Annotated in this window: 19 protein-coding genes; 7 read left to right on the plus strand and 12 right to left on the minus strand. The window is 72.6% G+C overall.

What is annotated here, in order from left to right:
• The first annotated feature begins 149 nt into the window (after window positions 1-149).
• Window positions 150-761: an ANTAR domain-containing response regulator gene (locus ACL03H_RS12735; RefSeq protein ID WP_224962936.1), complete on the plus strand. Its 612-nt coding sequence runs from the start codon at window positions 150-152 to the stop codon at window positions 759-761.
• Here ACL03H_RS12735 and ACL03H_RS12740 read toward each other — a convergent pair whose 3' ends face one another.
• A complete protein-coding gene (locus ACL03H_RS12740; RefSeq protein ID WP_412811500.1) occupies window positions 762-1,160 on the minus strand; it encodes a PaaI family thioesterase in 399 nt (132 codons plus the stop codon).
• A 105-nt stretch (window positions 1,161-1,265) separates the two neighbouring features.
• Here ACL03H_RS12740 and polA point away from each other — a divergent pair, with 105 nt between their 5' ends.
• Window positions 1,266-3,956: a DNA polymerase I gene (gene polA, locus ACL03H_RS12745; protein WP_412811401.1), complete on the plus strand. Its 2,691-nt coding sequence runs from the start codon at window positions 1,266-1,268 to the stop codon at window positions 3,954-3,956.
• Window positions 3,957-4,224: 268 nt separating this feature from the next.
• The gene (locus tag ACL03H_RS12750; RefSeq protein ID WP_412811402.1) at window positions 4,225-4,635 is read left to right on the plus strand and encodes a VOC family protein; all 411 of its coding nucleotides are present in this window, start codon (window positions 4,225-4,227) and stop codon (window positions 4,633-4,635) included.
• 87 nt (window positions 4,636-4,722) lie between these two features.
• Here ACL03H_RS12750 and ACL03H_RS12755 read toward each other — a convergent pair whose 3' ends face one another.
• The 4 genes from ACL03H_RS12755 to ACL03H_RS12770 form a co-directional block, all read right to left on the minus strand.
• Window positions 4,723-6,789 carry a YhgE/Pip family protein gene (locus ACL03H_RS12755; protein WP_412811403.1) on the minus strand — a complete coding sequence of 689 codons (2,067 nt, stop codon included), beginning with the start codon at window positions 6,787-6,789 and terminating at the stop codon, window positions 4,723-4,725.
• Entirely contained in the window at window positions 6,786-7,424 is a 639-nt protein-coding gene (locus tag ACL03H_RS12760; protein WP_412811404.1) for an ATP-binding cassette domain-containing protein, read from the minus strand. The genes ACL03H_RS12755 and ACL03H_RS12760 overlap by 4 nt, the downstream gene beginning before the upstream one ends.
• A 27-nt stretch (window positions 7,425-7,451) precedes the next feature.
• Window positions 7,452-8,402 carry a GNAT family N-acetyltransferase gene (locus tag ACL03H_RS12765; RefSeq protein WP_412811405.1) on the minus strand — a complete coding sequence of 317 codons (951 nt, stop codon included), beginning with the start codon at window positions 8,400-8,402 and terminating at the stop codon, window positions 7,452-7,454.
• Window positions 8,403-8,466: 64 nt separating this feature from the next.
• The gene (locus ACL03H_RS12770) at window positions 8,467-9,363 is read right to left on the minus strand and encodes a class I SAM-dependent methyltransferase (protein WP_412811406.1); all 897 of its coding nucleotides are present in this window, start codon (window positions 9,361-9,363) and stop codon (window positions 8,467-8,469) included.
• Window positions 9,364-9,886: 523 nt separating this feature from the next.
• Here ACL03H_RS12770 and rpsA point away from each other — a divergent pair.
• Together rpsA and coaE are read left to right on the plus strand one after the other, a co-directional pair.
• Window positions 9,887-11,392, plus strand: coding sequence for a 30S ribosomal protein S1 (gene rpsA, locus ACL03H_RS12775; protein ID WP_412811407.1), 1,506 nt, complete (start codon window positions 9,887-9,889; stop codon window positions 11,390-11,392).
• 106 nt (window positions 11,393-11,498) lie between these two features.
• Window positions 11,499-12,698, plus strand: a complete 1,200-nt coding sequence (gene coaE, locus ACL03H_RS12780; RefSeq protein WP_412811501.1) for a dephospho-CoA kinase — start codon at window positions 11,499-11,501, stop codon at window positions 12,696-12,698.
• 25 nt (window positions 12,699-12,723) lie between these two features.
• Here coaE and ACL03H_RS12785 read toward each other — a convergent pair whose 3' ends face one another.
• The gene (locus ACL03H_RS12785) at window positions 12,724-13,227 is read right to left on the minus strand and encodes a hypothetical protein (RefSeq protein ID WP_412811408.1); all 504 of its coding nucleotides are present in this window, start codon (window positions 13,225-13,227) and stop codon (window positions 12,724-12,726) included.
• Between the two features lie 107 nt (window positions 13,228-13,334).
• Complete coding sequence (locus ACL03H_RS12790) at window positions 13,335-13,931, minus strand: ribonuclease FAU-1 family protein (RefSeq protein ID WP_412811409.1); 597 nt, start codon at window positions 13,929-13,931, stop codon at window positions 13,335-13,337.
• 91 nt (window positions 13,932-14,022) lie between these two features.
• Here ACL03H_RS12790 and uvrB point away from each other — a divergent pair, with 91 nt between their 5' ends.
• Together uvrB and ACL03H_RS12800 are read left to right on the plus strand one after the other, a co-directional pair.
• Entirely contained in the window at window positions 14,023-16,179 is a 2,157-nt protein-coding gene (uvrB, locus tag ACL03H_RS12795) for an excinuclease ABC subunit UvrB (protein ID WP_412811410.1), read from the plus strand.
• Between the two features lie 810 nt (window positions 16,180-16,989).
• Window positions 16,990-17,931: a hypothetical protein gene (locus ACL03H_RS12800; RefSeq protein WP_412811411.1), complete on the plus strand. Its 942-nt coding sequence runs from the start codon at window positions 16,990-16,992 to the stop codon at window positions 17,929-17,931.
• An 82-nt stretch (window positions 17,932-18,013) separates the two neighbouring features.
• Here the strand turns inward: ACL03H_RS12800 and ACL03H_RS12805 are convergent, their stop codons facing one another.
• The 5 genes from ACL03H_RS12805 to ACL03H_RS12825 form a co-directional block, all read right to left on the minus strand.
• Window positions 18,014-19,198, minus strand: coding sequence for an acyl-CoA dehydrogenase family protein (locus tag ACL03H_RS12805; protein WP_412811412.1), 1,185 nt, complete (start codon window positions 19,196-19,198; stop codon window positions 18,014-18,016).
• A gap of 226 nt (window positions 19,199-19,424) precedes the next feature.
• Window positions 19,425-20,630, minus strand: a complete 1,206-nt coding sequence (locus ACL03H_RS12810; protein WP_412811413.1) for a CaiB/BaiF CoA transferase family protein — start codon at window positions 20,628-20,630, stop codon at window positions 19,425-19,427.
• Window positions 20,631-20,769: 139 nt separating this feature from the next.
• Entirely contained in the window at window positions 20,770-21,663 is an 894-nt protein-coding gene (locus ACL03H_RS12815; RefSeq protein ID WP_412811414.1) for a LysR family transcriptional regulator, read from the minus strand.
• Between the two features lie 45 nt (window positions 21,664-21,708).
• A complete protein-coding gene (locus ACL03H_RS12820) occupies window positions 21,709-23,067 on the minus strand; it encodes an ABC transporter permease subunit (protein WP_412811415.1) in 1,359 nt (452 codons plus the stop codon).
• Window positions 23,067-25,853: an alpha/beta fold hydrolase gene (locus ACL03H_RS12825; protein ID WP_412811416.1), complete on the minus strand. Its 2,787-nt coding sequence runs from the start codon at window positions 25,851-25,853 to the stop codon at window positions 23,067-23,069. Before ACL03H_RS12825 ends, ACL03H_RS12820 begins: the two co-directional genes overlap by 1 nt.
• Between the last annotated feature and the right edge of the window lie 331 nt (window positions 25,854-26,184).

Raw genomic sequence — 26,184 nt, forward strand, 5'->3', positions numbered from 1 at the left:
GTGCTGGTAGCACGCGCGTCACGTGGTGGTCACCGGTGTCGGGATGGTCACCCTCCCTGGTCATCTCAGCGGGCGGGGGCGGCCGGTAAGCTGAATTTCCCCGGTGCGCTTCGCGCCGGACCGTGTCAGCACTACCCCAGGAGGACCCGGTGACCACGCCGGCTGCCGAGGACCCAAGCGAGGCCAAGCCCGTCGAACGCCGCGTGCTCGTGGCGGAGGACGAGGCGCTGATCAGGCTCGACCTGGTTGAGATGCTCAAGGAAGAGGGATACCAGGTCGTCGGTGAGGCCGGGGACGGGCAGGAGGCCGTGCGGCTGGCCGAGGAGCTGCGGCCCGACCTGGTGATCCTGGACATCAAGATGCCGAAGATGGACGGCATCGAGGCCGCTTCGAACATCGCCGGTGAGCGCATCGCGCCCGTCGTGATCCTCACCGCGTTCAGCCAGCGGGACCTGGTGGAGCGCGCGCGGGACGCGGGGGCGATGGCCTACCTGGTCAAGCCGTTCGCCAAGCGCGACCTGGTGCCCGCGGTGGAACTCGCGGTCTCCCGGTTCACCGAGGTGCAGGCGCTGGAGGCCGAGGTCGCCGACCTCAGCGAGCGGCTCGAAGCGCGCAAGACCATCGAGCGCGCCAAGGGTCTGCTGATGAGCAAGCACAACCTGTCCGAGCCCGAGTCGTTCCGCTGGTTGCAGCGGACCGCGATGGACCGCCGGACCACGATGAAGGCCGTGGCCCAGGCGGTCCTGGAGAACCTGGAGTGATCAGCCCGTCGGCTGATCGCGGATGACGCAGGTCAGGCGCGCCGTGCAGGTGCGCCTGCCCTGCGCGTCGTGGATCACGATCTCGTAGGTCGCGGTGCTCCGGCCCCGGTGCAGCGGGACCGCGGTGCCGGTGACGATCCCCTCCGTGGCGGAGCGGTGGTGGGTGCAGGACAGCTCCAGCCCCACCGCGATCCGGCCCTCGCCCGCGTGCAGCGCCGAGGCGATCGAGCCGACCGACTCCGCCAGCACCGCGTTGGCACCCCCGTGCAGCAGGCCGTAGGGCTGCTTGTTGCCCTCGACCGGCATCGTCGCGACCACACGTTCCGGTGACCATTCGACGTATTCGATGCCCATCCGGTGCTGCAACTGGTCCGGGTCCGGGTTGAGGACCTTGGCCATCGCACCGCTCGCGGGCTGCTCGTTCTCGGTCGCCGTCACGGTCCACCCCTCCTCGTGCCTCGCCGCACGCCTCGTCGGTGGGTCAGCCTAGACTCCCGCGACGTGATGGCTTCCGAAGACCGACGTCTGCTGCTGATCGACGGCCATTCCATGGCCTACCGAGCGTTCTACGCCCTGCCCAAGGAGAACTTCCAGACGGGCACGGGGCAGCACACCAACGCGGTCTACGGCTTCACCTCGATGCTGATCAACCTGCTCCGCGACGAGCGGCCCACCCACTTCGCGGTCGCCTTCGACGTCTCCCGCAAGACCTTCCGCAGCGAGCGGTTCAGCGAGTACAAGGCCAACCGCGGCGCCACGCCCGACGAGTTCAAGGGTCAGGTGAGCCTGATCCAGGACGTGCTCGCCGCGCTGTCGGTCCCGGTGCTGAGCAGGGACGGCTTCGAGGCCGACGACGTCATCGCCACGCTGACCACGCAGGCCACCGCGGAGGGCTTCTCGGTCGCCATCTGCACCGGCGACCGCGACGCGCTGCAGCTGGTGACCGACCGGGTGACCGTGCTCTACCCGACGAAGGGCGTCTCGGAGCTCACCCGCTTCACCCCGCAGGCGGTCGAGGACAAGTACGGCCTCTCGCCCGAGCAGTACCCGGACTTCGCGGCGCTGCGCGGGGACCCCTCGGACAACCTGCCGAAGATCCCGGGCGTGGGGGAGAAGACGGTCACCAAGTGGATCCAGCAGTTCGGCTCGCTGGCCGGGCTGATCGACCGCGCGGACGAGGTCAAGGGCAAGGCGGGCGAGGCGCTGCGGGCCAACCTGGCCTCGGTGCAGCTCAACCGCGAGCTCACCCAGCTGGAGCACGAGGTCCCGCTCGACACCACCCCGGACGACCTGGTGCTGGCGCAGTGGGACCGGGACGCGGTGCACCGGTTGTTCGACGACCTGGAGTTCCGGGTGCTGCGCGAGCGCCTGTTCGCGACCTTGTCCTCGGCCGAGCCGGAGGTGGAGGAGGGCTTCGAGGTCACCGGCGGCGCCCTCGGCACCGGTGAGCTCGCCGGGTGGCTCGACGAGCACGCCCGCGACGGGCGCCGGGTCGGGCTCGCCTTCAGCGGGAGCTGGACCACCGGGGCGGGTGACCTGAGCGCGATCGCGCTGGTCGACGCCGACGGCGCCGGAGCGTTCGTCGAGGTCACCGAGCTGAACCCGGACGACGAGAAGGCGCTGGGGGAGTGGCTGGCGGATCCGGCGCTGCCCAAGGCCGCGCACGACGTGAAGGGGCCGCTGCACGCGCTGCGCGGCCGGGGCTGGACGCTCGGCGGGCTCACCAGCGACACCGCGCTCGCCGCCTACCTGGTGCGGCCGGGCCAGCGCTCCTTCGACCTGCCCGACCTGGTGGTGCGCTACCTGCAGCGGGAGCTGCGCGCCGAGGAGGACGGCGGCGACGGGCAGCTGTCCCTGCTGGCGGACGAGGAGCAGGACAAGGCCGACGCGGCGAACGCGGAGCTGGTCCGGGCCCGCGCGGTCGGCGAGCTGGCCGCCGCGCTGGACACCGAGCTGGACCGCATCGACAGCCGCCGCCTGCTCACCGAGCTGGAGCTGCCGCTGCTCGCGGTGATCGACGAGCTGGAGGCCGCGGGCATCGCCGTCGACGCCGACCTGCTCGACGAGCTCGGCGCGCACTTCTCCGACCGGGTCAAGAACGCCGCGCAGGAGGCCTACGCGGTGATCGGCAAGGAGATCAACCTCGGCTCGCCGAAGCAGCTGCAGGTGGTGCTGTTCGACGAGCTCGGGATGCCCAAGACCAAGCGCACGAAGACCGGGTACACCACGGACGCCGACGCGCTGCAGGGCCTCTACGAGAAGACCCAGCACCCGTTCCTGCAGCACTTGCTGGAGCACCGGGACGCCACCCGGCTCCGGAGCACCGTCGAGGGGCTGGTGAAGGCCATCGCCGACGACGGGCGGATCCACACCACGCTGAACCAGACCATCGCGGCCACCGGCCGGTTGTCCTCGACCGACCCGAACCTGCAGAACATCCCGATCCGCACCGAGGAAGGCCGGCGGATCCGCGAGGTGTTCGTGGTCGGCTCCGGCTACTCGGAGCTGCTCACGGCCGACTACAGCCAGATCGAGATGCGGATCATGGCGCACCTCTCGGGGGACGAGGGGCTCATCGAGGCGTTCCGCTCCGGGGAGGACCTGCACAACTTCGTGGCCTCGCAGGCGTTCGGCGTGCCGATCGGCGAGGTCGGTCAGGAGCTGCGCCGTCGGGTCAAGGCGATGTCCTACGGCCTGGCCTACGGGCTGTCGGCGTTCGGGCTGGCCCAGCAGCTGCGGATCTCGGCCGAGGAGGCGAAGGCGCAGATGGACGCCTACTTCGCCCGCTTCGGCCGGGTGCGCGACTACCTGCACGAGGTGGTCTCGAAGGCGCGGGAGGACGGCTACACCTCGACGATCCTCGGTCGCCGCCGCTACCTCCCGGACCTGCTCAGCGACAACCGGCAGCGCCGGGAGATGGCCGAGCGGATGGCGCTCAACGCCCCCATCCAGGGCAGCGCGGCCGACATCATCAAGGTCGCGATGCTCGGGGTGCACGAGGCGCTGCGAGCCGCCGGGCTGCGCTCCCGGATGCTGCTGCAGGTGCACGACGAATTGATCATCGAGCTGGCCGGGGACGAGCGCGCCGAGGTGGAGCGGATCGTGCGCGAGCAGATGGGCGCCGCCTACCCGCTGGACGTCCCGCTGGAGGTCTCGGTCGGCGCGGGCCGTTCCTGGGATTCGGCCGCACACTAGAGCGCACGGCACGCACCGCCAGTTCCGGCACGTTCCGGAGACACCCTCTCCGAGCTGCGGAGATTGCGGCTCGATCACGAAATGATCATTCTGCGGCGGCGCGTCCGTCCCGGCCAGTGAGATGACCGGAACGTGAACAGGACGGGCCCCTGTTGGACCTTTCGGGTGATAGCCGGGATAGCCTGCCTACTTCGCGGAAACAGCGGATGCCGACAGCCGACGCGCGGTGCGCACGGCGGACCCGGGGCGGAGGCCCCGGAGGAGGAACATGATCAACATCGACAGAGTGGACCACTTGGTGCTCACCGTGGCCGATGTCGATCGGGCGGCTGAGTTCTACGAGCGCGTCCTGGGGATGCGGACGGTCACCTTCCCCGGTGACCGGCGGGCCGTCAGCTTCGGGCTGCAGACCATCAAGCTGCACGCCGCGAGCGAGCTGGTGGAGCCCACCGCCACGCATCCGGTGCCGGGCTCGGCGAACCTGTGCTTCGTCACCGAGCAGCCCATCAGCGAGGTGCAGGAGCACTTGCGAGCCCACGAGGTCCGCATCGAGGAGGGCCCGGTGGGACGCACCGGCACCTCCGGCCCGATCACCTCGCTCTACCTGCGCGATCCCGACGGCAACCTGATCGAGGTCGCCCGGTACGACGACGAGCTGCCCGCGACCAACGGGGAGTGACCGCGGGGAGGCGATCCCTCCGGCGCGGAACGCGATCGGGGCCGTCGAGCGGCGCGCTCGACGGCCCCGTGCGGTGTCAGCGGCCGATCACAGCGCCAGCTCCGGCTTGAGCCTGCCGGGCGTCCACACCCGCTGCCGCCAGGCGGCGATGCTGCTCAGCAGCAGCCCGGCGACCAGGTACGCCAGCAGCACCAGCGCCGAGGTGCCCGCCGCCTCCAGGCCCGGCCCGCCGTAGAGCAGGTGTCGCAGCGCGGTGACCACGTAGCTCAGCGGCAGCACCTGGTGCAGCGGGTGCAGCGGCGCGGGAATGGTCTGCCACGGGAAGGTGCCGCCCGCGGTGACCAGCTGCAGCACCAGCACGACCAGCGCGATGAACTTCCCGCGCGGTCCGAACGCCGCGTTGAGCGCGTGCACCACGGCGGTGAAGGCGAACGAGGTCAGCACCAGGAAACCGAGCGTCAGCCACGGGTGCGCGGGCTGGACGCCCACCCCGAGCACGACGACGAGGTGCAGCAGCACCGCCTGCGCGAAGCCCACGACCGCCGCGGGCAGCCAGCCCCCGAGCGCGATCTTCCACGGTGCCACCCCCGCGGCCAGCGCCCGCTGCGAGAGCGGCCGCACCAGCAGGAACAGCACGAACCCGCCGATCCACAGCGCCAGGCCCATGAAGAACGGGGCGAGCCCCGCGCCGTAGGTGTCCGCCTTCGCCTGCGCCCGGGTGTCCACGGCGACCGGATCGCCGATGGTGCGGGCGGTGTCCTCCCGGGTGGCGTCGTCGAGGTTCGGGATGTCCCGGGCGCCCTCGCCGAGCTCGCCCGCCAGCGTGTGCGAACCGTCGAGGAGCTCTCCCGACCCGGCTGCCAGCTGCCGCGACCCGGCGGCGAGCTGGTCGGCGCCCTCGGTCAGCCGCTCGGTGCCGGTGACGGCCTGCTGCTCGCCCTGGTGCAGCTGTCCGGCCCCGGATTCGAGCTGCCCCGCGCCGTCCGCGAGGGCACCCGCGCCGTCGTCCAGCTGCCCGATCGCGCCGGTCAGCGCCGGGGTGGAGTCGGCGAGCGCCCGGTTGCCGTCGGCCACCTGGCGGGCACCGTCCGCGAGCGCGTCGAGCTGCCCGAGCTGCGCCTGCACCTTGTCGTTGGTGTCGTTGATCGGCTGGTTCAGCTCGTCGAGCCGGCTCAGCACGCGCTGCACCGTCTCCTCGTCCGCCCCGGCCGCGCGCAGCTGCTCGGCGATCCGGGTCTTGGTCCGATCCAGGTCGTCGACGAAGCCCTGCGAGACGTCGCCGAGCTTGCCCGCGGTCTCGGCGAGCTCCTCGTTGCCCCGGGCGACCTGCTCGGCCCCGTCGGCCAGCTTCGCGGACTGCTCGGGCAGCGGTGCGGTGCGCTCCCGCAACTGCCCGAGCCCGCCGTGCAGCTCCTCGGCACCGGAGCTGAGCTGCCCGGCGCCCTCGGCCAAGGTGCCCGAACCGTCCAGCAGCCGGCGCTGCCCGTCGAGCAGCTGGTGCGCCCCCGAGGACAGCTGCGCGGTGCCCTGCTCGGCGGTGCCGAGGCCGTCGTGCAGCTGACCGGCCCCGTCGGCCAGCCGCCCGGCCCCGTCGGCGGCCTCCAGCGTCTTGTCGTGCACGGTGCCGAAGCCGAGCAGCAGCTGGTCGGCGGCCTCCGTGCCGGCGTCGGCGGCCACGGCCTCGCGGACCTCGCCCGCCACCTTGTCGGCGATCGTCGAGATGAGGTAGTTGTTCGCGTCGTTGGTGATCATCCGCAGCTGCGCCTGCCGCGGTTCGAACTCGCCCGGCGACATCAGCGCGGCGGAGAAGTCCCGCGGCACGACCAGCGCGAAGGTGTAGCGGCCGTCGGCGACGCCCCGCTCGGCCTCGGCGGCACCGGTGCGGTCCCAGTCGAAGGCGCCGGAACTCACCAGCTCGTCGTAGACCTGGTCCCCGGCCGCCAGCCTGCTGCCGTCCTCGCGGGTCGCGCCCGCGTCGTCCACGACCACGGCGGCGGGCACCGAGCCCAGCCGGTTGTAGGGATCCCAGTTGGCGTACAGGTACATCGCGCCGTACAGCAGCGGCACCAGGGTGATGGCGACCAGCGCGAGCCGCGGCAGCCTGCCTGAGGTGAGCCTGCGCAGCTCGGTGAGGGCGAGCCGGAACGTGGTCATCGGGCACCTCCTGCGGTGCTGTTGTCCGCGCCGAGCTCGGCGCGGGGGACGTCGAGCCGGTCGGCGGAGTGCGGGGAGCAGAGCACGAGCACCGCGCGCTCCCGGCGGCTCTCGCGCCGCGCGAGCTCGTACCAGACGTGCGGGTCGCCGCCGTGGCGGTCGGGGGTGTCGAGCACCAGCGCGGCGACCCGGCGGTCCGCGCATGCCAGGTCGACCAGCAGCCGCAGCCGTTCGGGAGCCGGCAGGTTCTCCACCCGGGTGGCGGCGTGCCCGTCCAGGTCGCGGGCGGCGAGCCAGGAGCGGACCGCGCGCCGGCCGGAACGGCGGCCCGCGAGGCTCAGGCCCTCGGCGACCGCGGCGGCCACCGGCACGCTCGGTTCGGGTTCGGTGATCTCGGGGGCGTCGACGAGCGACACCCGGTGCCGCAGCGCTCGCGCGTCCTCGGCGCCGTCGACCAGCACCCGGCCTCGGCTCGGCTTGAGCCTGCCGGACAGGGCGAGCGCGAGCGCCGTGTGCCCGGTTCCGGGATCGCCCGCCACGACCAGCAGCTCGCCGCCGCTCACCGCCAGCGAGGTGGGCCGGAGCAAGGTGCTGTGCGCCCCGGTGACCTCGACCTGCTCAGCGCGGATCTCCACGCGCGTCCTCTCGATTCGGCGTGGGGGTCAGCGCAGCGCCGTTGCCGGGCGCACCTCCCACGTGGTCCACAGCGGCCGGTAGCCCTGGCGGGGCCAGAACACCGACGACAGCGGGTTGGGCGGGTTGTAGTAGAGGTAGCTGCCGACGACTCCGGCGCGGGCGAACTCCGCGTGCGCCTCGGCCATCAGCCGCTGCCCCACGCCGCCACCGCGGGCCCGCTCGTGCACCGACACGCAGTTCACGTAGGCCCACCGCCCGGATCGGAGCCGGTGGCCGCCGGCGTGGCGGTCGGGGTCGATCCATCCGCATTCGGCGAGCGCGACCGGTGCTCCGTCCTGCTCGGCCAGCCACACCGGATCCCCCTCGGGGACGTCGCTGGTGGCGAGCCGGAGGCGGGCCGCCGCTCGGGTGAGCTGGGCCGTTCCCGGACGGGGCACCGACGCGCCGACCAGGGCGGCGTAGGCGTGCTCGGCGAGGGCGAGCTCGACGACGGCGTCCAGGTCGGCCGGACCGGCGCGGCGCACCTTTACGGTACCAGATAGTTTCGTATTAGGCGCGGGGGTGGGGTCCGTGGGGCGGATGGCCAGGCAGGACAGCGGGACGAATCCGTGGTCGAGCAGCGCCCTGGTCGCCTCCGCGTCCCGGCTCGGCCAGGTCAGCACGCAGGAGGAGTCCTCGTCCGGGGCATCGCGCTCGGCCAGCCAGCGCCGCCACTCCCGCAGCAGCGCGTCCAAGCCCTCCCGGGGCCGATCGCCGAGCAGCGGGAACAGCTCGTAGGTGTCGCTCGCCTGCCACAGCGACTGCGCCGAACCCGGTGGGTTCCTGGCGTGCGCGACGAGCCCGGCCACCGCCGCCCCGCCCTCCGGGTGAGCCAGCAGCGGATCGCCGCTGGGCAGCAGGTAGCGGTCCGGCAACCACGGATCCAGCGCGGCGAAGCGCGCGCACTGCCGGTCCACCAGGTCCTGCGCGTCGCCCACGATCGCCCCACTCCTCCGCCGGCCGGTCGCCGGGATCATCTCGCGGGAACGGGCACCGCCGCAGTCATTCCGGAACGCAGCAGAAGATCGATGTCCCGGGGAACAGCCTGCCGCGCAGCCGGCTCCACTGCCCCCAGGTGTGGTCGGCGCCCTCCGGCCACTCCGGCTCGATCAGGTCGACCAGCCGGAACCCGGCGGCGGTGAGCTCGCGGACGTGGTCGCCCAGCGTCCGGTGGTGTTCGACGTAGGTGGCCCGTCCGTCCTCGTCGATCTCCACGTACGGCGTCCGGTCGAAGTACGACTGCGCCACCGTGAGCCCGGCGGGCCCCGGGTCGTCCGGGAACATCCACCGCATCGGGTGAGTCACCGCGAAGACCCAGCGCCCGCCCGGGCGCAGCACCCGCGCGACCTCGCGGAAGACCGCGCCCGCGTCGGCCACGAACGGCACACCGCCGAAGGCCGAGCAGGCCAGGTCGAAGCTGTCCGCCGCGAACGGCAGGGCGTCGGCGCTCGCCTGCACCAGCGGCACCTCGATCCCGCTGGCGGCCGCGCCGCGGGCGGCGTGGCGCAGCATTCCGGCGGAGATGTCCAGCGCCACCGGGTGCGCGCCCTGCGCGGCCAGCCAGCGCGAGCAGGACGCCGAGCCGGCGCCGACCTCCAGCACCCTCCTGCCCGCGACCTCGCCGAGCAGCCGGGCGTCGGCCTCGCGGACCCGCTCGGGGCACCAGACGAAGTCGCTGACGCCGAGGAACTCGCCGTGCTCGGCCTGGTAGTCGTCGGCGTCGGCGTCCCACCAGAGCCTGCTGGCGCGGCGCGACTCGGCCGGCCCGGCGGTGCGCTTGCTCACACCGGCGGTGCCGAGGGCGTGCTCGGCGGAGGCGTGCTGGGAACCGCTGTCCCGGGGTGCTTCGGTCGCTCGGTCGGGTGAAATCTCGGTGGTTCCCGAGTCGTCGTGCGGCATCAGTCGTCCTGTGGTTCGGTGTGGCGCCGGAAAGTGGTTTGCCCCGCGATCGCGCGAGCGCGTACGATACCGCCCGCGCCGAGGGTCTTCACGTGTCCGTGCAAGCTGGCTGGGGAACGACGCCCGGGACCGGTTCCGCCGGTCGGTGTTTCGCCGACCGCCGCTGCCGGAGCCGAGCTTCCCGACCGGTTGCCGCTCCTCGATCGGGAATGACGACGGGAAGTCCAGCGTTCGACATGCGGTGCGCCCCCGCCGGATCGATCAGATGCGGGAGGGCCGCGCCGACGGGCCGCCGACGGGAGACCGCCGGGCCGGCACCGGGGTCGGACACCGCTGGACGAAACCGCTTCGCCGGTTCCGCTCGCAGAGGTGTCGGTCCCGGGAGCTAAGATCCGAGGCGCAACCCCCAGCGGGTCGTGCGCGGATGCGTGCTGGAGCTTCAGCCAGCCGGATCAGCGCCGGTCGAGGCGGGGGAGAACCGCAGGCAACCGACAAACCTATCCGTACCGGAGCAACCCACCTGATGTCCACCGACACCACCACCGTTCCGACCACCGCCACCAAGCCGCAGGTCGCGGTCAACGACGTCGGAACGGAGGAGGACTTCCTCGCCGCCGTCGACCTCACCATCAAGTACTTCAACGACGGCGACATCGTTGAGGGCACCATCGTCAAGGTCGATCGCGACGAGGTGCTGCTTGACATCGGTTACAAGACCGAGGGCGTCATCCCGTCCCGGGAGCTGTCCATCAAGCACGATGTCGACCCGGCCGAGGTCGTCACCGTCGGCGACTTCGTCGAGGCCCTCGTCCTCCAGAAGGAGGACAAGGAAGGCCGGCTGATCCTGTCCAAGAAGCGCGCCCAGTACGAGCGCGCCTGGGGCACGATCGAGGAGCTCAAGGACAAGGACGAGCCCGTCAAGGGCACCGTCATCGAGGTCGTCAAGGGCGGCCTCATCCTCGACATCGGCCTGCGGGGCTTCCTGCCCGCGTCGCTGGTCGAGATGCGACGCGTCCGCGACCTGCAGCCCTACGTCGGCCGCGAGCTCGAAGCGAAGATCATCGAGCTGGACAAGAACCGCAACAACGTGGTCCTGTCCCGCCGCGCCTGGCTGGAGCAGACCCAGTCCGAGGTCCGCAGCGAGTTCCTCAACCAGCTGCAGAACGGCCAGGTCCGCAAGGGCGTCGTCTCCTCGATCGTCAACTTCGGTGCGTTCGTGGACCTCGGCGGTGTCGACGGTCTGGTGCACGTCTCCGAGCTGTCCTGGAAGCACATCGACCACCCGAGCGAGGTCGTCGAGGTCGGCCAGGAGGTCACGGTCGAGGTCCTCAACGTCGAGATGGACCGCGAGCGCGTCTCGCTGTCGCTGAAGGCGACGCAGGAAGACCCGTGGCGCCAGTTCGCCCGCACCCACGCGATCGGTCAGATCGTGCCGGGCAAGGTCACCAAGCTGGTTCCGTTCGGCGCGTTCGTCCGCGTGGACGAGGGCATCGAGGGCCTGGTGCACATCTCCGAGCTGGCCGAGCGCCACGTGGAGATCCCGGAGCAGGTCGTCCAGGTCGGCGACGACGTGATGATCAAGGTCATCGACATCGACCTGGAGCGCCGCCGGATCTCGCTCTCGCTGAAGCAGGCCAACGAGGGCTTCACCCCGGACTCCGAGTTCGACCCCACGCAGTACGGGATGGCCGCCGAGTACGACAACAACGGCGACTACATCTACCCCGAGGGCTTCGACCCGGAGACCCAGGAGTGGCAGGAGGGTTACGACACCCAGCGCGAGGAGTGGGAGCGCCAGTACGCCGACGCGCTGTCCCGCTACGAGCAGCACATGAAGCAGGTCGCGAAGGCCGCCGAGGCCGACGCCGAGGCCGCTGCCGCGGGTGCCGCCGGTGGCGGTTCCGAGAGCCAGGGCGGCGGGGGCAACTACTCCTCCTCCGGTTCCTCGGAGCAGCAGGAGGACGCCGGCTCGCTGGCCAGCGACGCGCAGCTCGCCGCGCTGCGGGAGAAGCTCTCCGGCGGAGCGTGAGCCCCGCGCTCCCGGGCTGAGCCCGGGAACGGATAGTGCGCACGGCCCCGCACCTGTTCGCAGGTGCGGGGCCGTCGTGCGTCCGGTGGGTGGCAGGATGGCCCGCATGTTGCGCGTGGGGCTCAGCGGCGGGATCGGATCGGGCAAGTCGACGGTGGCGGCGCGGCTCGTCGAGCTGGGGGCGGTGCTGATCGACGCGGACCGCCTGGCCCGCGAGGTCGTCGAGCCGGGCAGCCCGGCCCTGGCCGAGCTGGTCGAGCGGTTCGGGCCCCGGATCCGCACCCCCGAGGGCGCGTTGGACCGCCCAGCGCTGGCCCAGCTCGTCTTCGGCGACGAGCAGGCCCGCGCCGACCTCAACGCCATCACCCACCCCAGGATCGGTGAACTCACCCTGGAGCGGATGGCGCAGGCCCCCGCGGACGCGATCGTGGTGCACGACGTCCCGCTGCTGGTGGAGAACGGGTACGCCGCGAACTACCACCTCGTGCTCATCGTCGACGCTCCGGAGCACGAGCGGGTGCGGCGACTGGAGGGCCGCGGGCTGGACGCCGCGGACGCCCGCGCCCGGATCCGAGCCCAAGCCACCGACGAGCAGCGTCGCGAGGCGGCGGACGTGTGGCTGGACAACACCGGCCCGGTCGAGGAGCTGCTGGCCGAGGTCGACCGGCTGTGGTCCGAGCGGCTGGTGCCCTTCGAGCGCGGCGTGCGCGAGCTCCGGCCCGCGCCGCGGCGGCCACCGCTGGTGGTCGAGCCGGATCCGGAATGGCCGCGCACCGCGCGCCGGCTGGGGGCCCGGGTGCTGCGCGCGGCGGGCGAGGCGGGCATGCGGATCGACCACATCGGCTCCACCTCGGTGCCCGGATTCCCCGCGAAGGACGTCATCGACCTCCAGCTGTCGGTGCGGTCGATGGCCGAGGCGGACGGGATCGCGGACGCGCTGGCCGAGGCGGGTTTCCCGCCGGACAGCGGCTGCCGGGGGGACAACCCGCACCCGGTTGACCCGGACCCCGGGCACTGGGTGAAGCGCTACCACAGCTCGGCGGATCCGGGACGCCCGGTGAACCTGCACCTGCGGGTCCCGGGCGGTCCCGGCTGGCGGACGGCGCTGCTGCTGCGGGACTGGCTGCGGGCGGAGCCGGAGGCGCGGGCCGATTACCTCGCGGTGAAGCGGGAGCTCTCCGGGCGCTTCGCCGCCGACGAGGGCGTCGCGCGCTACGCCGAGGCCAAGGAGCCCTGGTTCGCGGCGGCCCTGCCTCGCGCGCGGGCGTGGGCGGAGCGCACGGGCTGGACGCCTCCGGAGCTGTGAGCGGGGCGGGCGGGGCCGCTCGCGCTCACCAGAGGTCGAAGATGCCCCGGTAGGCGAGCCACTGGTTGATGTCGCGGTGCTGGGTGATCTCCTCGAGCGTGCGGTGCGCGGTGCGCAGCGCGTAGTCGGCCTCGCTGAGCCGGATCATCCCGGCCGAGATCGCGGTGGCGAACTCCTCGGCCTGCACGATCCGCGCCGCGCCCTGGTCCGGGATCTGCAGACCCAGCAGCAGGTCGGTGGTGACCCAGGACCGGGCGCCGCGCTCGATGCGGACCACCGTGAGCCTGCTCGGTTCCCGCCGGGAGTGCCGGCGGCGCGAGCGCCGCCGGGTCAGCCGCAGTCCGAGCTCCGGCATCAGCCAGGTGACCTCGCCGTCGTGCGCGGGGTCCTCCGGGGTGGCGCGTTCGATGGACAGTCCCCAGCGCTCCACCTGGCAGCGGTCCAGCGGCACGACCGCGCCGGAGTGCGACCGCTGTCCGGCGAGCAGGTCGATGGTGTCCACCAGCTGAGGAGTGCCTACGGTGCCCACGGCCTCAGACAGTAGCGCCGATGTCGAGCCGCGGAGATCGTCAATACCGTTCTTTAACATAACTTTCCCGCGCTGGTGGGGTATCGATTCGAGTCCCGGCGGGATCATCACCGATTCGGCGGTACTGCCGAAGATCGAATTGCGGGATCGCGTTCCGATCGCGCGCTCCAGGACAGCTCGACGCCGCGCGAGCGCAGCCACTCGTCCATCCGGTAATCGTGCCGCGCCAGCCCCTCGACGACTCCGCAGGCGGTCCGCATGGCCAGTTCCGAGGTGGCCTCGTCGAGCAGTTCCGCTCGCACCGCCCGCACGAACTCGTCGACGTCCAGCAGCCGCGCGTCGCGGCCTTCGGTGACGAGCACGTCCAGGTAGAGGTCGGTCGTGCGCCACCGCTCGGATCCCGGCTCGACCCGGGCGACGTCGACGTAGTGGTCCCCGTCGCAGGTGTGGCCCGGGTGGTACTCCCACCGGGTGATCCGGAGATCGAGTTCCGGGAGCAGCCAGGATTCGAGAGCGCTGAGCTTCGGATGACCCGGCATGGCGCGCCGGAGGTAGAGGCCGAACGGTTCCCGCCGGAATTCGGCGACTTCCCGCACGACGCCCTTCGGATCGGTGTTGGTGCCCGCGCCCAGGTCGAAGATCTCCGACTTGGGCGGGTGCACGGGCAGGCCGAGGCTCGCGGCGATCTCGCGTTGCGTGGTCACGGCGCCACTGTAGGTCGGATCGGGCCCCGCGCGGCAGGGGTCGGGCGCCGGTGCCGTCCGGTTGTCGGGGGGAGCTCGTACCCTGGGGACCGTGGCGTTCGCGACTGAGTACCCGACCCCGGCCGACAGCACCTTCCGGCCGGTCAGCGACATCCCGCGCACCGGCAACCGGTTCCGGATGGTCAGCGACTACGACCCCTCCGGGGACCAGCCGGCGGCGATCGAGGAGCTGGAGCGGCGGATCCGGGACAACGAGGCCAACGTGGTGCTGCTGGGCGCCACCGGGACCGGCAAGTCGGCGACGACGGCGTGGCTCATCGAGCGGTTGCAGCGGCCGACGCTGGTGCTGGAGCCGAACAAGACGCTGGCCGCGCAGATGGCCAACGAGATGCGGGAGTTCTTCCCGGACAACGCGGTCGAGTACTTCGTCAGCTACTACGACTACTACCAGCCGGAGGCCTACGTCCCACAGACCGACACCTACATCGAGAAGGACTCCTCGATCAACGAGGACGTGGAGCGGCTGCGGCACTCGGCGACCTCGAACCTGCTGAGCAGGCGGGACTGCGTGGTGGTGTCCTCGGTGTCGTGCATCTACGGCCTGGGCACGCCGCAGTCGTACCTGGACCGCTCGATCCGGCTGGAGGTCGGCGGGGAGGTCGATCGGGACCTGCTGCTGCGCGCGCTGGTGGACGTGCAGTACACCCGCAACGACATCGCCTTCGCCCGCGGCACCTTCCGGGTACGCGGGGACACCGTCGAGGTCATCCCCGCCTACGAGGAGCTCGCGGTGCGCGTCGAGCTGTTCGGCGACGAGATCGAGCGGCTGCACTACCTGCACCCGCTGACCGGTGAGATCGTCCGCGAGGTGGAGGAGGTGCGGATCTTCCCCGCCACCCACTACGTCGCGGGCCCGGAGCGGATGGAGAAGGCCATCCGGGGCATCGAGGCGGAGCTGGAGGAGCGCCTGAGCGCGCTGGAAGCGCAGAACAAGCTGCTGGAGGCCCAGCGGCTGCGGATGCGCACCCAGTACGACGTCGAGATGATGCGCCAGGTCGGTTTCTGCTCCGGCATCGAGAACTACTCGCGGCACATCGACGATCGCGCGGCCGGGACGGCGCCCGCGACGCTGCTGGACTACTTCCCCGACGACTTCCTGCTCGTGATCGACGAATCGCACCAGACCGTTCCGCAGGTCGGCGGCATGTACGAGGGCGACATGTCCCGCAAGCGCACCCTCGTCGAGCACGGCTTCCGGCTGCCCAGCGCGATGGACAACCGGCCGCTGACCTGGGAGGAGTTCGCCGACCGGATCGGGCAGACGGTGTACCTGTCGGCCACGCCAGGCCCGTACGAGATGGGGCAGGCGGGCGGCGAGTTCGTCGAGCAGGTGATCCGCCCGACCGGGCTGATCGACCCGGAGGTCGTGGTCAAGCCGACCGAGGGCCAGATCGACGACCTGGTCGGCGAGATCCGCGAGCGCGCCGAGCGGGACGAGCGGGTGCTGGTGACCACGCTGACCAAGAAGATGGCCGAGGACCTCACCGATTACTTCCTGGAGCTCGGGGTGCGGGTGCGCTACCTGCACTCCGAGGTGGACACCCTGCGCCGGGTGGAGCTGCTGCGGCAGTTGCGGCTCGGGGAGTTCGACGTGCTGGTGGGCATCAACCTGCTGCGGGAGGGCCTGGACCTGCCGGAGGTCTCCCTGGTGTCGATCCTCGACGCCGACAAGGAGGGCTTCCTGCGCTCCGGCACCAGCCTGGTGCAGACGATCGGCCGCGCGGCGCGCAACGTCTCCGGCCAGGTGCACATGTACGCCGACAAGATCACCGACTCGATGCAGCACGCCATCGACGAGACCAACCGGCGTCGCGCCAAGCAGATCGCCTACAACACCGAGCGCGGCATCGATCCGCAGCCGTTGCGCAAGAAGATCGCCGACATCCTGGACCGGGTCTACGAGGAGTCCGAGGACACCGAGGAGTCCGTGTCGGTCGGCGGGTCGGGACGCAACGCCTCGCGCGGGAAGAAGCCCAGCGGGGAGGCCGTGGCCTCCTCCGGGGTGCTGGAGGGCCGGGACACCGGTTCGATGCCGCGCGCGGAGCTCGCGGACCTGGTGCAGCAGCTCAACGACCAGATGATGAACGCGGCGCGGGAGCTCCAGTTCGAGCTGGCGGCCCGGCTGCGCGACGAGATCCACGACCTGAAGAAGGAGCTGCGCGGCATGGACGCCGCGGGCATCAAGTAACCGGGGCGTACTCGCGCGGCGCGGTCGGGGCGTCAGTCCGGGCGTCGGGAGATGCGGTCGAAGCAGCTCCTCGTCGGCTTCGCCGATCGGGTCGGGGCCCTGCACCGGGACGGCGTCGGCGGCGGTCGGGTGCGCGGGGCGTCGACGGGCTGCCGCCGGGGCATCGATTTCTCCGGGCGGGGGCGACCTCCGGTCGGGTGCGCCGAGGAGGAAGGGGCGCGCGCCGGTGCTCGTCTCCGGTGGAGACCACCGGGGTGCGGTCGATCCGATCGCCTATTCGGGGGCGCGGCAGTCGGGGACGCGCCCCCGATCGGTGAGGTGCGCCTCGGGGTGCGTCGCATTCGAGGTGGCTGGTGCCCGGAGTTTCGCGAGTGATCCGCCTCCGGGTGCGGTTTTCGCTCAGGTGCAGGAATTTGATCAGGAAACGACCCGCGCGCGATTTGCTGGAATATGCCCGATGGATCTATGCGGGATCCGGGATCGTCGTTGATCCTCGTGGGCCTCGGTGCGCGCTGCGCTGCACCGGAGATGTCCCACGCGAATGCGGCGGTATCGTGGTTCTCCTCCGGCGGGGCTCGCCGGGGTGGTCGCCCGATCGGTGGCGCCGTTTCGGCGGTATCTTTTCCCGGTGTCGGCATTCGCCGGGGGAGTCGGCATTGACCGGGGCGCCGGGGAATTCGTACTCTCCTGTTTCTCCTTCGACTCGGACTGGTGCGCGGGATGCCTCGGCGGGGTCGCTCATCGCGGAGCGGGGATGTCATCATGCGGGACGACGGAGCGGTTTCGTCCGATCGGGACCGGGAATTGCGCTTGGTCCGGGAATTCATGCTGCGCCCGGAGCGGGACGGGTTCCCGGTGAACGGGCCCGTTGCCGTGCTCGTCTTCTGCGGGGCTCGCGGCGTCGGGAAGACGGCGCTGCTCGACGCGCTCGCGACCGAGCTGGTTCGGACGGTGCCGCACGCGCGGCTGGACTGCGGTCGGTTCCGCGACCGGCCGGTGCCGCAGGCGCTCGCGGCGCTGGCGTACCAGCTCGCCGCGCCCTGTCCCGGATACGGGTCCCTGCGCTTGCACCGCTCCCTCACCGCGCAGCTCGCGCTCGGGCCGGTTCCGGCCCGGCACCGGAGCTCGGCGCGCGCGCATGTCGCGGAGCAGCTCGACCAGTACCCGAAGATCACCGATCCGCGGCAGTTCCTCGCGGCGATCGCCGACGACCTCGTCGCCGCACCCGGACCCGCGCCGGGCTCCGCGCTGTCCGATCCGCACCTGCCCGAGCTGCTGACGGGCGGGGTGGACGCGCTGCGGCGCGCCCGGCGGAACCGGGGCGACGGCCGGGCGTGGTTCGGCCACCAGGACCGCGAGCTCGGCCGCGATCCGGTCGAGGTGCTCGCGGAGCTCAACCGCACCTCCCGGCTCGGCGGGAGCGCCGCCCGAGAGGTGGGCGAAGTGCTGTGGGCGGCGCTGCTGGCCGACCTGCGCGACGGCTTCCGCCCCGGCCGGCCCGCTGGCCAGCGGGCCCTGAACTGCGCGGTGCTGCTCGACGACGCGGACCTCGCGACCGGTCTCGCGACGAGCCTGGACGCCGCGCTCGGCGTCGTCGAGCCCGCCCCGCTGACCGTGGTCGCCACCACCGGCACGTGCGGCTCGGAGCCGGTCCCGATCGACCGGGCCAGCTACGCCGACCACGTCGAGCGCGCGAACCGCCGCCACGCACCCGGGACTTACCTCGTCCGGTTGGGGGAGCCCGGCGGCTAGCCGATGGTCGACCTGGCGGGCGGAGGGCGTTTCACCGGCCCGGGCACGCGGCGGTCCGGCCCGGGGCCGGGCCAGGCCGGGCTCAGGTGAAGGCGCTGAGACCGGTGATGGACTTGCCGACGATGAGGGTGTTCATCTCCCGGCTGCCCTCGAAGGAGTACACGGCCTCGGCATCGGCGAAGAACTTCGCGATCTCGTAGTCGAGCACGATCCCGTTGCCGCCGAACAGCTCCCGGGCCCAGGCGACCACCTCGCGCATCCGGGTGGTGGTGAACGCCTTGGCCAGCGCTGCCTGCTCGGCACCCGCGGTGCCCTGCTCGGTGAGCTGGTTGAGCCGCACCACCATCCCGAACATGGCGGTGACGTTGCCGAGCATCTTCACCAGCAGGTCCTGGATCAGCTGGAACCCGCCGATGGGCCTGCCGAACTGCTCGCGGCTCACCGCGTACTCGCGGGCCAGCTCGTAGGCGCGCACCGCCACGCCCAGCGCCTGCCACGCCACTCCGCCGCGGGTGCGGGCGAGGACCTTCGCGGTGTCGCGGAAGCTGTTGATCCGCTGCAACCGGTCGGATTCCGGCACGCGCACGCCGTCGAGGACGATGTCGGCGTTCTGCACGCTGCGCAGCGCGATCTTGCCCTCGATCTTGGTGGCGGTGAACCCGGGCGCGTCGCCACCGACGACGAAGCCCTTCACCTGGTCGTCGGCCTCGTCCCGCGCCCACACGACCACGAGGTCGGCGAAGGTGCCGTTGCCGATCCAGCGCTTGGCGCCGTCGAGCACCCACTCGTCGCCCTCGCGGCGCGCGGTGGTGCGCATCCCGCCCGCGACGTCGGAGCCGCCGTCGGGCTCGGTGAGCGCGAACGCGCCGATCCGCTCCATGGCGGCCATCCCGGGCAGCCAGCGGTCCCGCTGCTCCTGGTCGCCGCCGCCGTGGATGCTGCCCATCGCGAGTCCGGTGTGCACGCCGGAGAAGACGGCCAGCGACGGGTCGACGCGGTTGAGCTCCAGGCTGAGGAACCCGGGGAACAGGGCGCTGCGCGGCACGCCGTCGCCGTGCTCGGGGTACTGGTAGCCGGCCAGCCCCAGCTGCGCGAACTTCTCGATCGCTTCGAAGGGGAACTCGGCGCGGTCCCAGGCCGCGTTCGCCAGCGGGGCGATCTCGCGCCGGAGGTAGTCCCGGATCGAGGCCAGCTCCGCGCGCTCGGAGTCGCTGAGCAGCTCGGCGAAGCCGAAGAAGTCCGGGTCGGTGTTGATCTTCCTGGGCATGGTGCCCTCGCTTCCGCGCGTCGTGGTGGGGTGCGTCCTGCTCCGCGTGCGGTGCGGAGCCGATCGCGTCGTGCTCGCGGTCCCGGGCCGGCGCGCGTTCGGCGGGGACCGCGGGCGCGAACGCCGGGGCGGTGGGGCCGCGCGGGATCTGGTCGGGCTCCGGCGGTGTCCTCCGAGGGGCGTCGTCGCGCGGCCGGGGACGTCGATCTCCGCTGTCCGTCGGGGCTCAGCCGTGCGGGGCGGCTCGGCGTTCGTCGAGCTCGCGCAGCACTTCGTCGGTGTGCTGGCCCGGCAGCGGCGCGTGTCCGCGGACCGAGGCCGGGGTGGCGGAGAACCGCATCGGCGTCCCCACCACCCGGTAGCTGCCCTCGGTCGGGTGCTCGGCGACGTCGAGCAGGTGCCCCTCGCGGACGTAGGGGTCCTCGGCGGCCCGGTCGAGTTCCAGCACCGGGCCGACCGGGATGCTGTGCTTGGCGCACACGTCGGTCCACTCGGCGGTGGTGAGGTTCGGGGTGACCGACTCGATCAGCTCGGCCAGCGCCTCGCCGTCGGCGCGCGCGTCCAGCACGTCCCCGTTGACTCGGGGGTCCGCCGCGAGGTCGGGTCGGCCGGCCGCGTGGAACAGGTCCCGGCAGTTCTCCGGGGTGTAGGGAATGATCATGACGTGGCCGTCCCGGGTGGGCCGGGCGCGGTGGCCCCTGTTGAGCGAGGGCGCGAAGCCGGTCGGGCCCATCGGCGGCTCGAAGATCGCCCCCTGCAGGTGCTCGACGAGGTTGAACGCCAGCAGCGTGTCGGCCATCGGGACCTCCACCAGCTGCCCGCGCCCGGTCGCCCGCTGGTGGTGCAAGGCGGCCAGCGCGGTGTAGGCGATGGTCAGCGCCGCCACCTTGTCGGCGATGATGCTGGGCAGCACCACCGGCGCCCCGATGTCCCCGGCGCGGGAGGCCAGGTCCAGCAGTCCCGATGCCGCCTGCACCGTCTCGTCGTAGGCGGCGAGGTCGGCGCGGTCGGAGTCCGGGCGGAAGCCCTGCGCGTGCGCGTAGACCAGGTGCGGGAAGCGCTCGGCGAGGCTCTGGTGGTCCAGCCCGAGCCTGCGCAGCGCGCCGATGCGCATGTTGGTGATGAGCACGTCGGCGCCGCCGATGAGTTCCAGCGCGCGCCGGTGGCCGGTCTCGTCCTTGAGGTCGAGCGCCACGCTGCGCTTGTTGCGGTTCACGTTCAGGTTGAGCGGGGTCATGCCCGGGGACCGGTGCAGCGCGCCGTTGCGGGCGCTGTCCTTCGGCGACTCGATCTTGATCACGTCGGCGCCGAGGTCGCCGAGGATCTGGGCCGCGTAGGGGCCCATCACCACGGTGGCCATGTCGATCACCCGGACTCCCGCCAGCGGGCCGGTGCGGCCGGTGTCCTCGGCGGCGTCCGCGGGGGCTGTCATGGCTGCGGAGTTCCTCCTCACCCGGGGTCATTAGCGTTACTAACGACGTTACGAGCGGGGTTCCGCCAGTGGCAACCGATCGGCGCGCCCGATCGGAGCACACCGGCGCGACCGCGGCGGTCATGCCGCGCGCGCCCGGTCAGGACAGGATCCGCAGCGCTTCCGCGACCAGGTCGGCGAGATCACCGCCGGGGCTCGCGCGATCGGCCCGCCAGATCAGCCCGGTGGCCAGCACCGGGTCGAAGTCCGAGAACGGCAGCACCACCACCCGGTCGTGCTCCTCCGGGCGACCCATCCGGTTGCGCGGATCCAGCATCGAGATCGCGAACGCGCCGCCGTTGGCCACGTACTCCCCGGTGCCCGAGTAGTCCCGGGTGTGCAGCGTCGCGCGCCGGTGCACTCCCGCGGCGGCCAGCCGCTCCTCCAGCTGGTCGAAGCAGGCCGGTGCCAGGCCCGCACCGGGCCGCGCGTAGACGTGGCCGGTCAGCTCGGCCAGCGAGACGGACTCCCGGCCCGCGAACTCGGACGCGGGCAGCACCGCGCCCAGCGGCTCGCGCAGCACCTCGCGGCACTCCACGCCCTCGGCGTGCGCGGGCAGGTGCACCAGGGCGAGTTCCAGCTCCCGGCGCCGGACCTGGTCGAGCAGGTCCAGGCTGCCGCCCGGCCAGCGCCGCACCTCGCAACCGGCGGACCGCTCGAACTCGCGCAACCGCTCCCGCAACGACGGGTGCAGGCCCGGCGGCACCCCCGCGTGCGCGGTCCGCCGCGGTCGGCCGAGCCGCTGCCGGAGGCCGCCGGGCAGCGCGTCGAAGCGGGTCAGCACGTCGGTGGCCAGCGGCAGCAGCGCGCTGCCGGCGGCGGTGAGGCGCACGTGGTGCGAGTCGCGCTCGAACAGCACCTCGCCGAGCTCGTGCTCCAGGTCCCGGACCCGCCTGCTCAGCGGCGAGACCGCCATGTGCAGTTGCCGCGCGGCCTTCGAGAAGCTCAGGTTCTCGGCCACGGCGGCGAAGTACCGCAGGTGGAACACCTCCATGCCCGGCAGCCTAGCCCCGGGCGGCGCGCGGCTCCGGCCGCGCGATCAGCTGGTGATGTCCTTGCGCTGGAAGCTCCAATGCGCGAGCAGGACGAAGATCGCCGCGTAGACCAGGGCCGAGCAGGCGCCGTGCGCCATGCCCGTCCAGTCGACCTCCTCGGCCAGCAGATCGGACCAGGCGTAGGCGTAGTGCGTGGGCAGGAAGGACCGCAGCCCGCCGAGCGCCGAGATCTGGTCCAGGATCTGCGAGACGATCGAGACCAGCACCGCGCCCCCGACCGCGCCCAGCGGCGTGTCCGTGCTGACGCTCAGCCACAGCGAGAGCCCGGCCAGCCAGCTCAGCTGCACCGCGATGTAGGCCACCGCCAGCGCCAGGTTCAGCAGGCCCAGCGGGAAACCCAGCACGCTCCCGCTCGGCGTCACCAGATCCCCGGAGCCGTACCAGAACAACCCCGCCGCGAGCGCCACCGCGGGTAGCAGCACCACGCCGGAGAGCGAGAGCAGCGCGGCCACCACGGCCTTCTGCCGCAGCAGCCTGCCGCGCGGCACCGGGGCCGCCAGCAGGTAGCGCAGGCTCGACCAGGACGCCTCGCTGGCCACCGTGTCGCCGAAGAACAGCGCCACCACCACGACCAGCAGGAACCCGGCCGAGGAGTTGATCGCGAACACGGCGAAGTTCAGCCCACCGGAGGTCGCCAGGCCGGCCAGGTCAGCGGTCTGCCGGGTCGGCTGGGAACCGTCGTCACCGATCTCGAACGCGGCGAGCAGCAGCAGCGGCAGCAGCAGGAGGAACGCGAGCGCCAGCCGGGTCCGCTTGCGCCCGATCTGGCGGGCCAGCTCCACGCGCACCGGCAGGGTCCGCTGCGCGAGGTAGCCCTGCACGCTGCCGTCGGGCTGGGTGGGGTCCTGCGCGCTGACCGGCAGCGCCGCCGTCTCCGGGCTCGGCTCGGCCACCGCGGTCTCCACCACGCCGGAGCGCCCGGAGGCGGTGTCGGTGAAGCGGGCCGGACGCGGCTCCCGGGCCGCCGGGACCGGGACCTCCACCGGTTCGCGGACCTCGTCCCCCGAGGGCGGTTCCCAGGTGGGGGAGGCCCAGGCGGGTTCGGGCTCGACGAGGGGTTCCGGCGCCGCGGGCGCGGGCCCCCGGGCGGGGGCGGCCCCCGAGCCGGGCCCGGGCTCCGCGCCCGGTTCGGGGTCGTCGGGCAGCAGCGCGTCCGACCCCCACAGCGGGCCGGAGCGCCCGCCGAGGTCCGGATCGAGCACACCGCCGGACTCCAGGGCGCGGGCGATCGCCGCGCGGTGCCGCTCCGACTCCGTCGACAGCGGTTCGGTGTCCCGCCCCGCCCGGTCCGCGGAGGCGTCCGCCGACCACGGGTCGGTGGAAGGATCGGACCGTTCCGACATCAGCGCTGCTCCTCTCCGACCAGGTTCAGGAAGGCGTCCTCCAGTCTGCGACGCGGCCCCACCTGGCTGACCGCGACCCCCGAGGCGACCAGCGCGTTCACCGCGATCGACCGGCTGTGCCCGGCCAGGTCCGCGTGCACCAGGTCGCCCTCCACCTGCACGTCGCCCAAGCCCTCCAGCGCGCGCAGCGCCTCGGCGGCCCGCTCCGGGGCGTCGACCCGGAAGGTCGCCTGCCCGTCCAGGGAGACGACCTCCTCCACGCTGCCGGTGGTGACGACCTCGCCGCGGTGCATGACGATCACGTGCGTGCAGGTCTGCTCCACCTCCGACAGCAGGTGGCTGCACAGCAGCACCGAGCGGCCGGTCGCCGCGTAGCGGCGCAGGATCTCGCGCATCTGGTGGATCTGCGGCGGGTCCAGCCGGTTCGTCGGCTCGTCGAGCACCAGCAGGTCCGGCAGGCCGAGCATGGCCTGCGCGATCGCGAGCCGCTGCTGGGTGCCCTGGCTGTAGGTGGCGGTGCGCCGGTGCGCGTGCTCGCCGAGTCCGGCGATCTGCAGCACCTCGTCGAACCGCGCTTGCAGCACCGGCTTGCCGGTGGCGGCCCAGTGGTGCTTGAGGCTCTCCAGGCCGGTCAGGTGCGGGGGGAAGCCCGGCGATTCCACCAGCGCACCGATCCGGGAGAGCACCGGTGCGCCCGGCGCGACCCGGTGCCCGAAGACCCGGATCTCCCCGGAGCTCGGGTGCAGCAGCCCCAGCAGCAGCCGCAGCGTGGTCGTCTTGCCCGCCCCGTTGGGCCCGAGCAGGCCGACGATCTGACCGCGCTCCACCCGCAGGGAGATCCCGTTCAGCGCGGTGACCTTGCGCGGGTACACCTTGGTCAGGCCCTCGATCGCCAGCGGCGGTCCGGGCGCCTCCGCCTCCGGGGACGCCGCGTAGCGGGTCCGCAACCGCGCGACCAGCCAGGCCAGTCCGCCCAGCGCGAGGACGGCGAGGATGCCCGCGACCGGGGCGGCCGGGAAGGCGCCGCCGGTGGTGCTGGCGCCCTTGACCGACGGCACCGACAGCGCCCGGTCACCGGTGACCGCGACCCGGTGCACGCCGGGCTCCACGGGCACCGCGTAGGCCTGGTCGGTGGTGCTCACCGCGAGCTCCAGGTGGTGCCCGCTCTCGATCGAGTGCACCACGCCGGGCAGCGCCACGTTCACCTCCCGCGGGGTGCCGTCCGGGCGCAGGCCGGTCACGTGCAGGGGGGCGACCGAGTCGCCCACCAGCTCGCGGCGGCCCTCCCGGTCGACGTCGTAGAGCTTCGCGAACAGCACCGCGTCCCCGTTCGAGGGCTGGCCGGGCACGGCAGCGATCGACAGCCGGGTGCGCGGCACGCCCGAGACGAGCATCCGCGAGGACATCGGCTCGGTGCGGAACACGGCAACCTGCCCGGGAAGGTCCTGCGGCCGGGAGCGGCGGTCCGCGTCACCGGGCACCGAGCTCACCGCCGCCGGGCTGCCGCCGGGCGGGTTGACCACGGTGGTGGGGTCGCCGGTGAGGTCGAGCGCGAACCGCGGGGTGCGATCGGCCCGCACCCCGGGGTAGTCGGGTGCGGCGACGGTGCGCACCGGCACCTCGCCGTCGGCGCGGCGGGTGCCCGCGATGTCGTACTCGAAGCGAGCGCCCGGCGGCGGCGCGTCCGGCAGGCCCAGGTGGAACGCGAACCAGTCGGCGATGCGGGACTCCACGCGCGAGCCCGGCCCGTCGCCGTCGTGGCCGCCGGCGAACCACAGCACGCTCACGTCCCCGCCCGCGGCGGCGATCTGCCGGGCGTTCGCGTCGGCCTGGTCCAGGCCGAACAGCGAGTCCTGCTCGCCCTGCGCCAGCAGCGTGGGGATCCGGATCTCGTCGGTGACCGTGCTCGGCGAGACCGAGGCCAGCAGGGCGCGCGTCGCGGGTGAGGCCCGGCCGGTGCGGGCCAGCTCGCCGTAGGCGGCGCACACCTCCGCGGTGAAGTTCCCGCAGGTCACCGGTGGAGCGGTGCCGCCCGCCCCGGCACCACCCGCCGGGCTGGGCTCACCGGCGGCGAACATCAGCCCGGCCCAGGCGCGGCGGAACACGCCCTGCGGCGCGAAGGTGCCCTGCGCCGGGGTCGCGGCAGGCGGCGGCGCGGAGTCCGCCGAGTTCGGCAGCAGCGCCTGCCCGAGGTCGTTGTAGGTCATCACGGGCGCGATCGCGTCCACCCGCGGATCGTGCCCGGCCAGCAGCAGGCTCAGCGCGCCCCCGTAGGACTCGCCGGTGACGCCCACCCGGGGGTCGCCGTCGCCGTCGCGCTGCACCTCGGGCTGGCGGGCCAGCCAGCTCACCACCTGCTGGGCGTCGGCGACTTCGTACTCCACCGCGTTCAGCGCGATCCGCCCGCTGCTGCGGCCGAAGCCCCGGGCCGAGTAGGTGAGCACCGTGAAGCCGCGCCGGGCGAGCTCCTGGGCCTGGTCCGCGGCGCTGGTCTTGTCGCCGCCGAGCCCGTGCGCGATGACGATCGCGGGCGCCGGGGTGGCGGCGGGTGAGTACAGGGTGGCGTCGATCTGGATCCGCTCCCGCCCGTTCGGGCCGTCCTGCACGTCGATCTGCGCCTGCCGCGGAGCCGGTGGCCCGGGAACGGGCCGCTCGCCGGACCACAGCGCCGCCAAGCCTGCGATCAGCAGCACGACGATCACGATGAGCAGCAGGAACCGCCTGCTGCGGCGGGGGAGCGGGGACACGGGCCCGACACTAGGGGAAAGAGGCGGCAACGGATTCATCCTGAGGCGGGCCAGGGCGAAGACGCTATGAACCAGCAACCGAACAGAAATCCGGTCGCCCGGCTGCGTCGCCCTCGCGATTCGGTGGGGGCACGCGCCACATCCCCGAATGCGGGCTGGGTGATCATAACCGGACCGTCGGGTGAGATGATCGCCCATTCGTTCGAGCGCCGCTGGACCCGAGGATGGGATTGCTCACAGGCGGCAACGGGTACCCCAGTTCGGGTGACGCTATGACCTGGGCGTTGCCGTCTCAGGTAGCTCGCCGTAGCCTTCCGGCTGCATTCGGGGCGATCAACCCGGGCTGGTGTTCGAAGCAGTGCATAAGTGA

This window comes from Saccharopolyspora antibiotica (assembly GCF_047200635.1).
Lineage (GTDB): Bacteria > Actinomycetota > Actinomycetes > Mycobacteriales > Pseudonocardiaceae > Saccharopolyspora_C.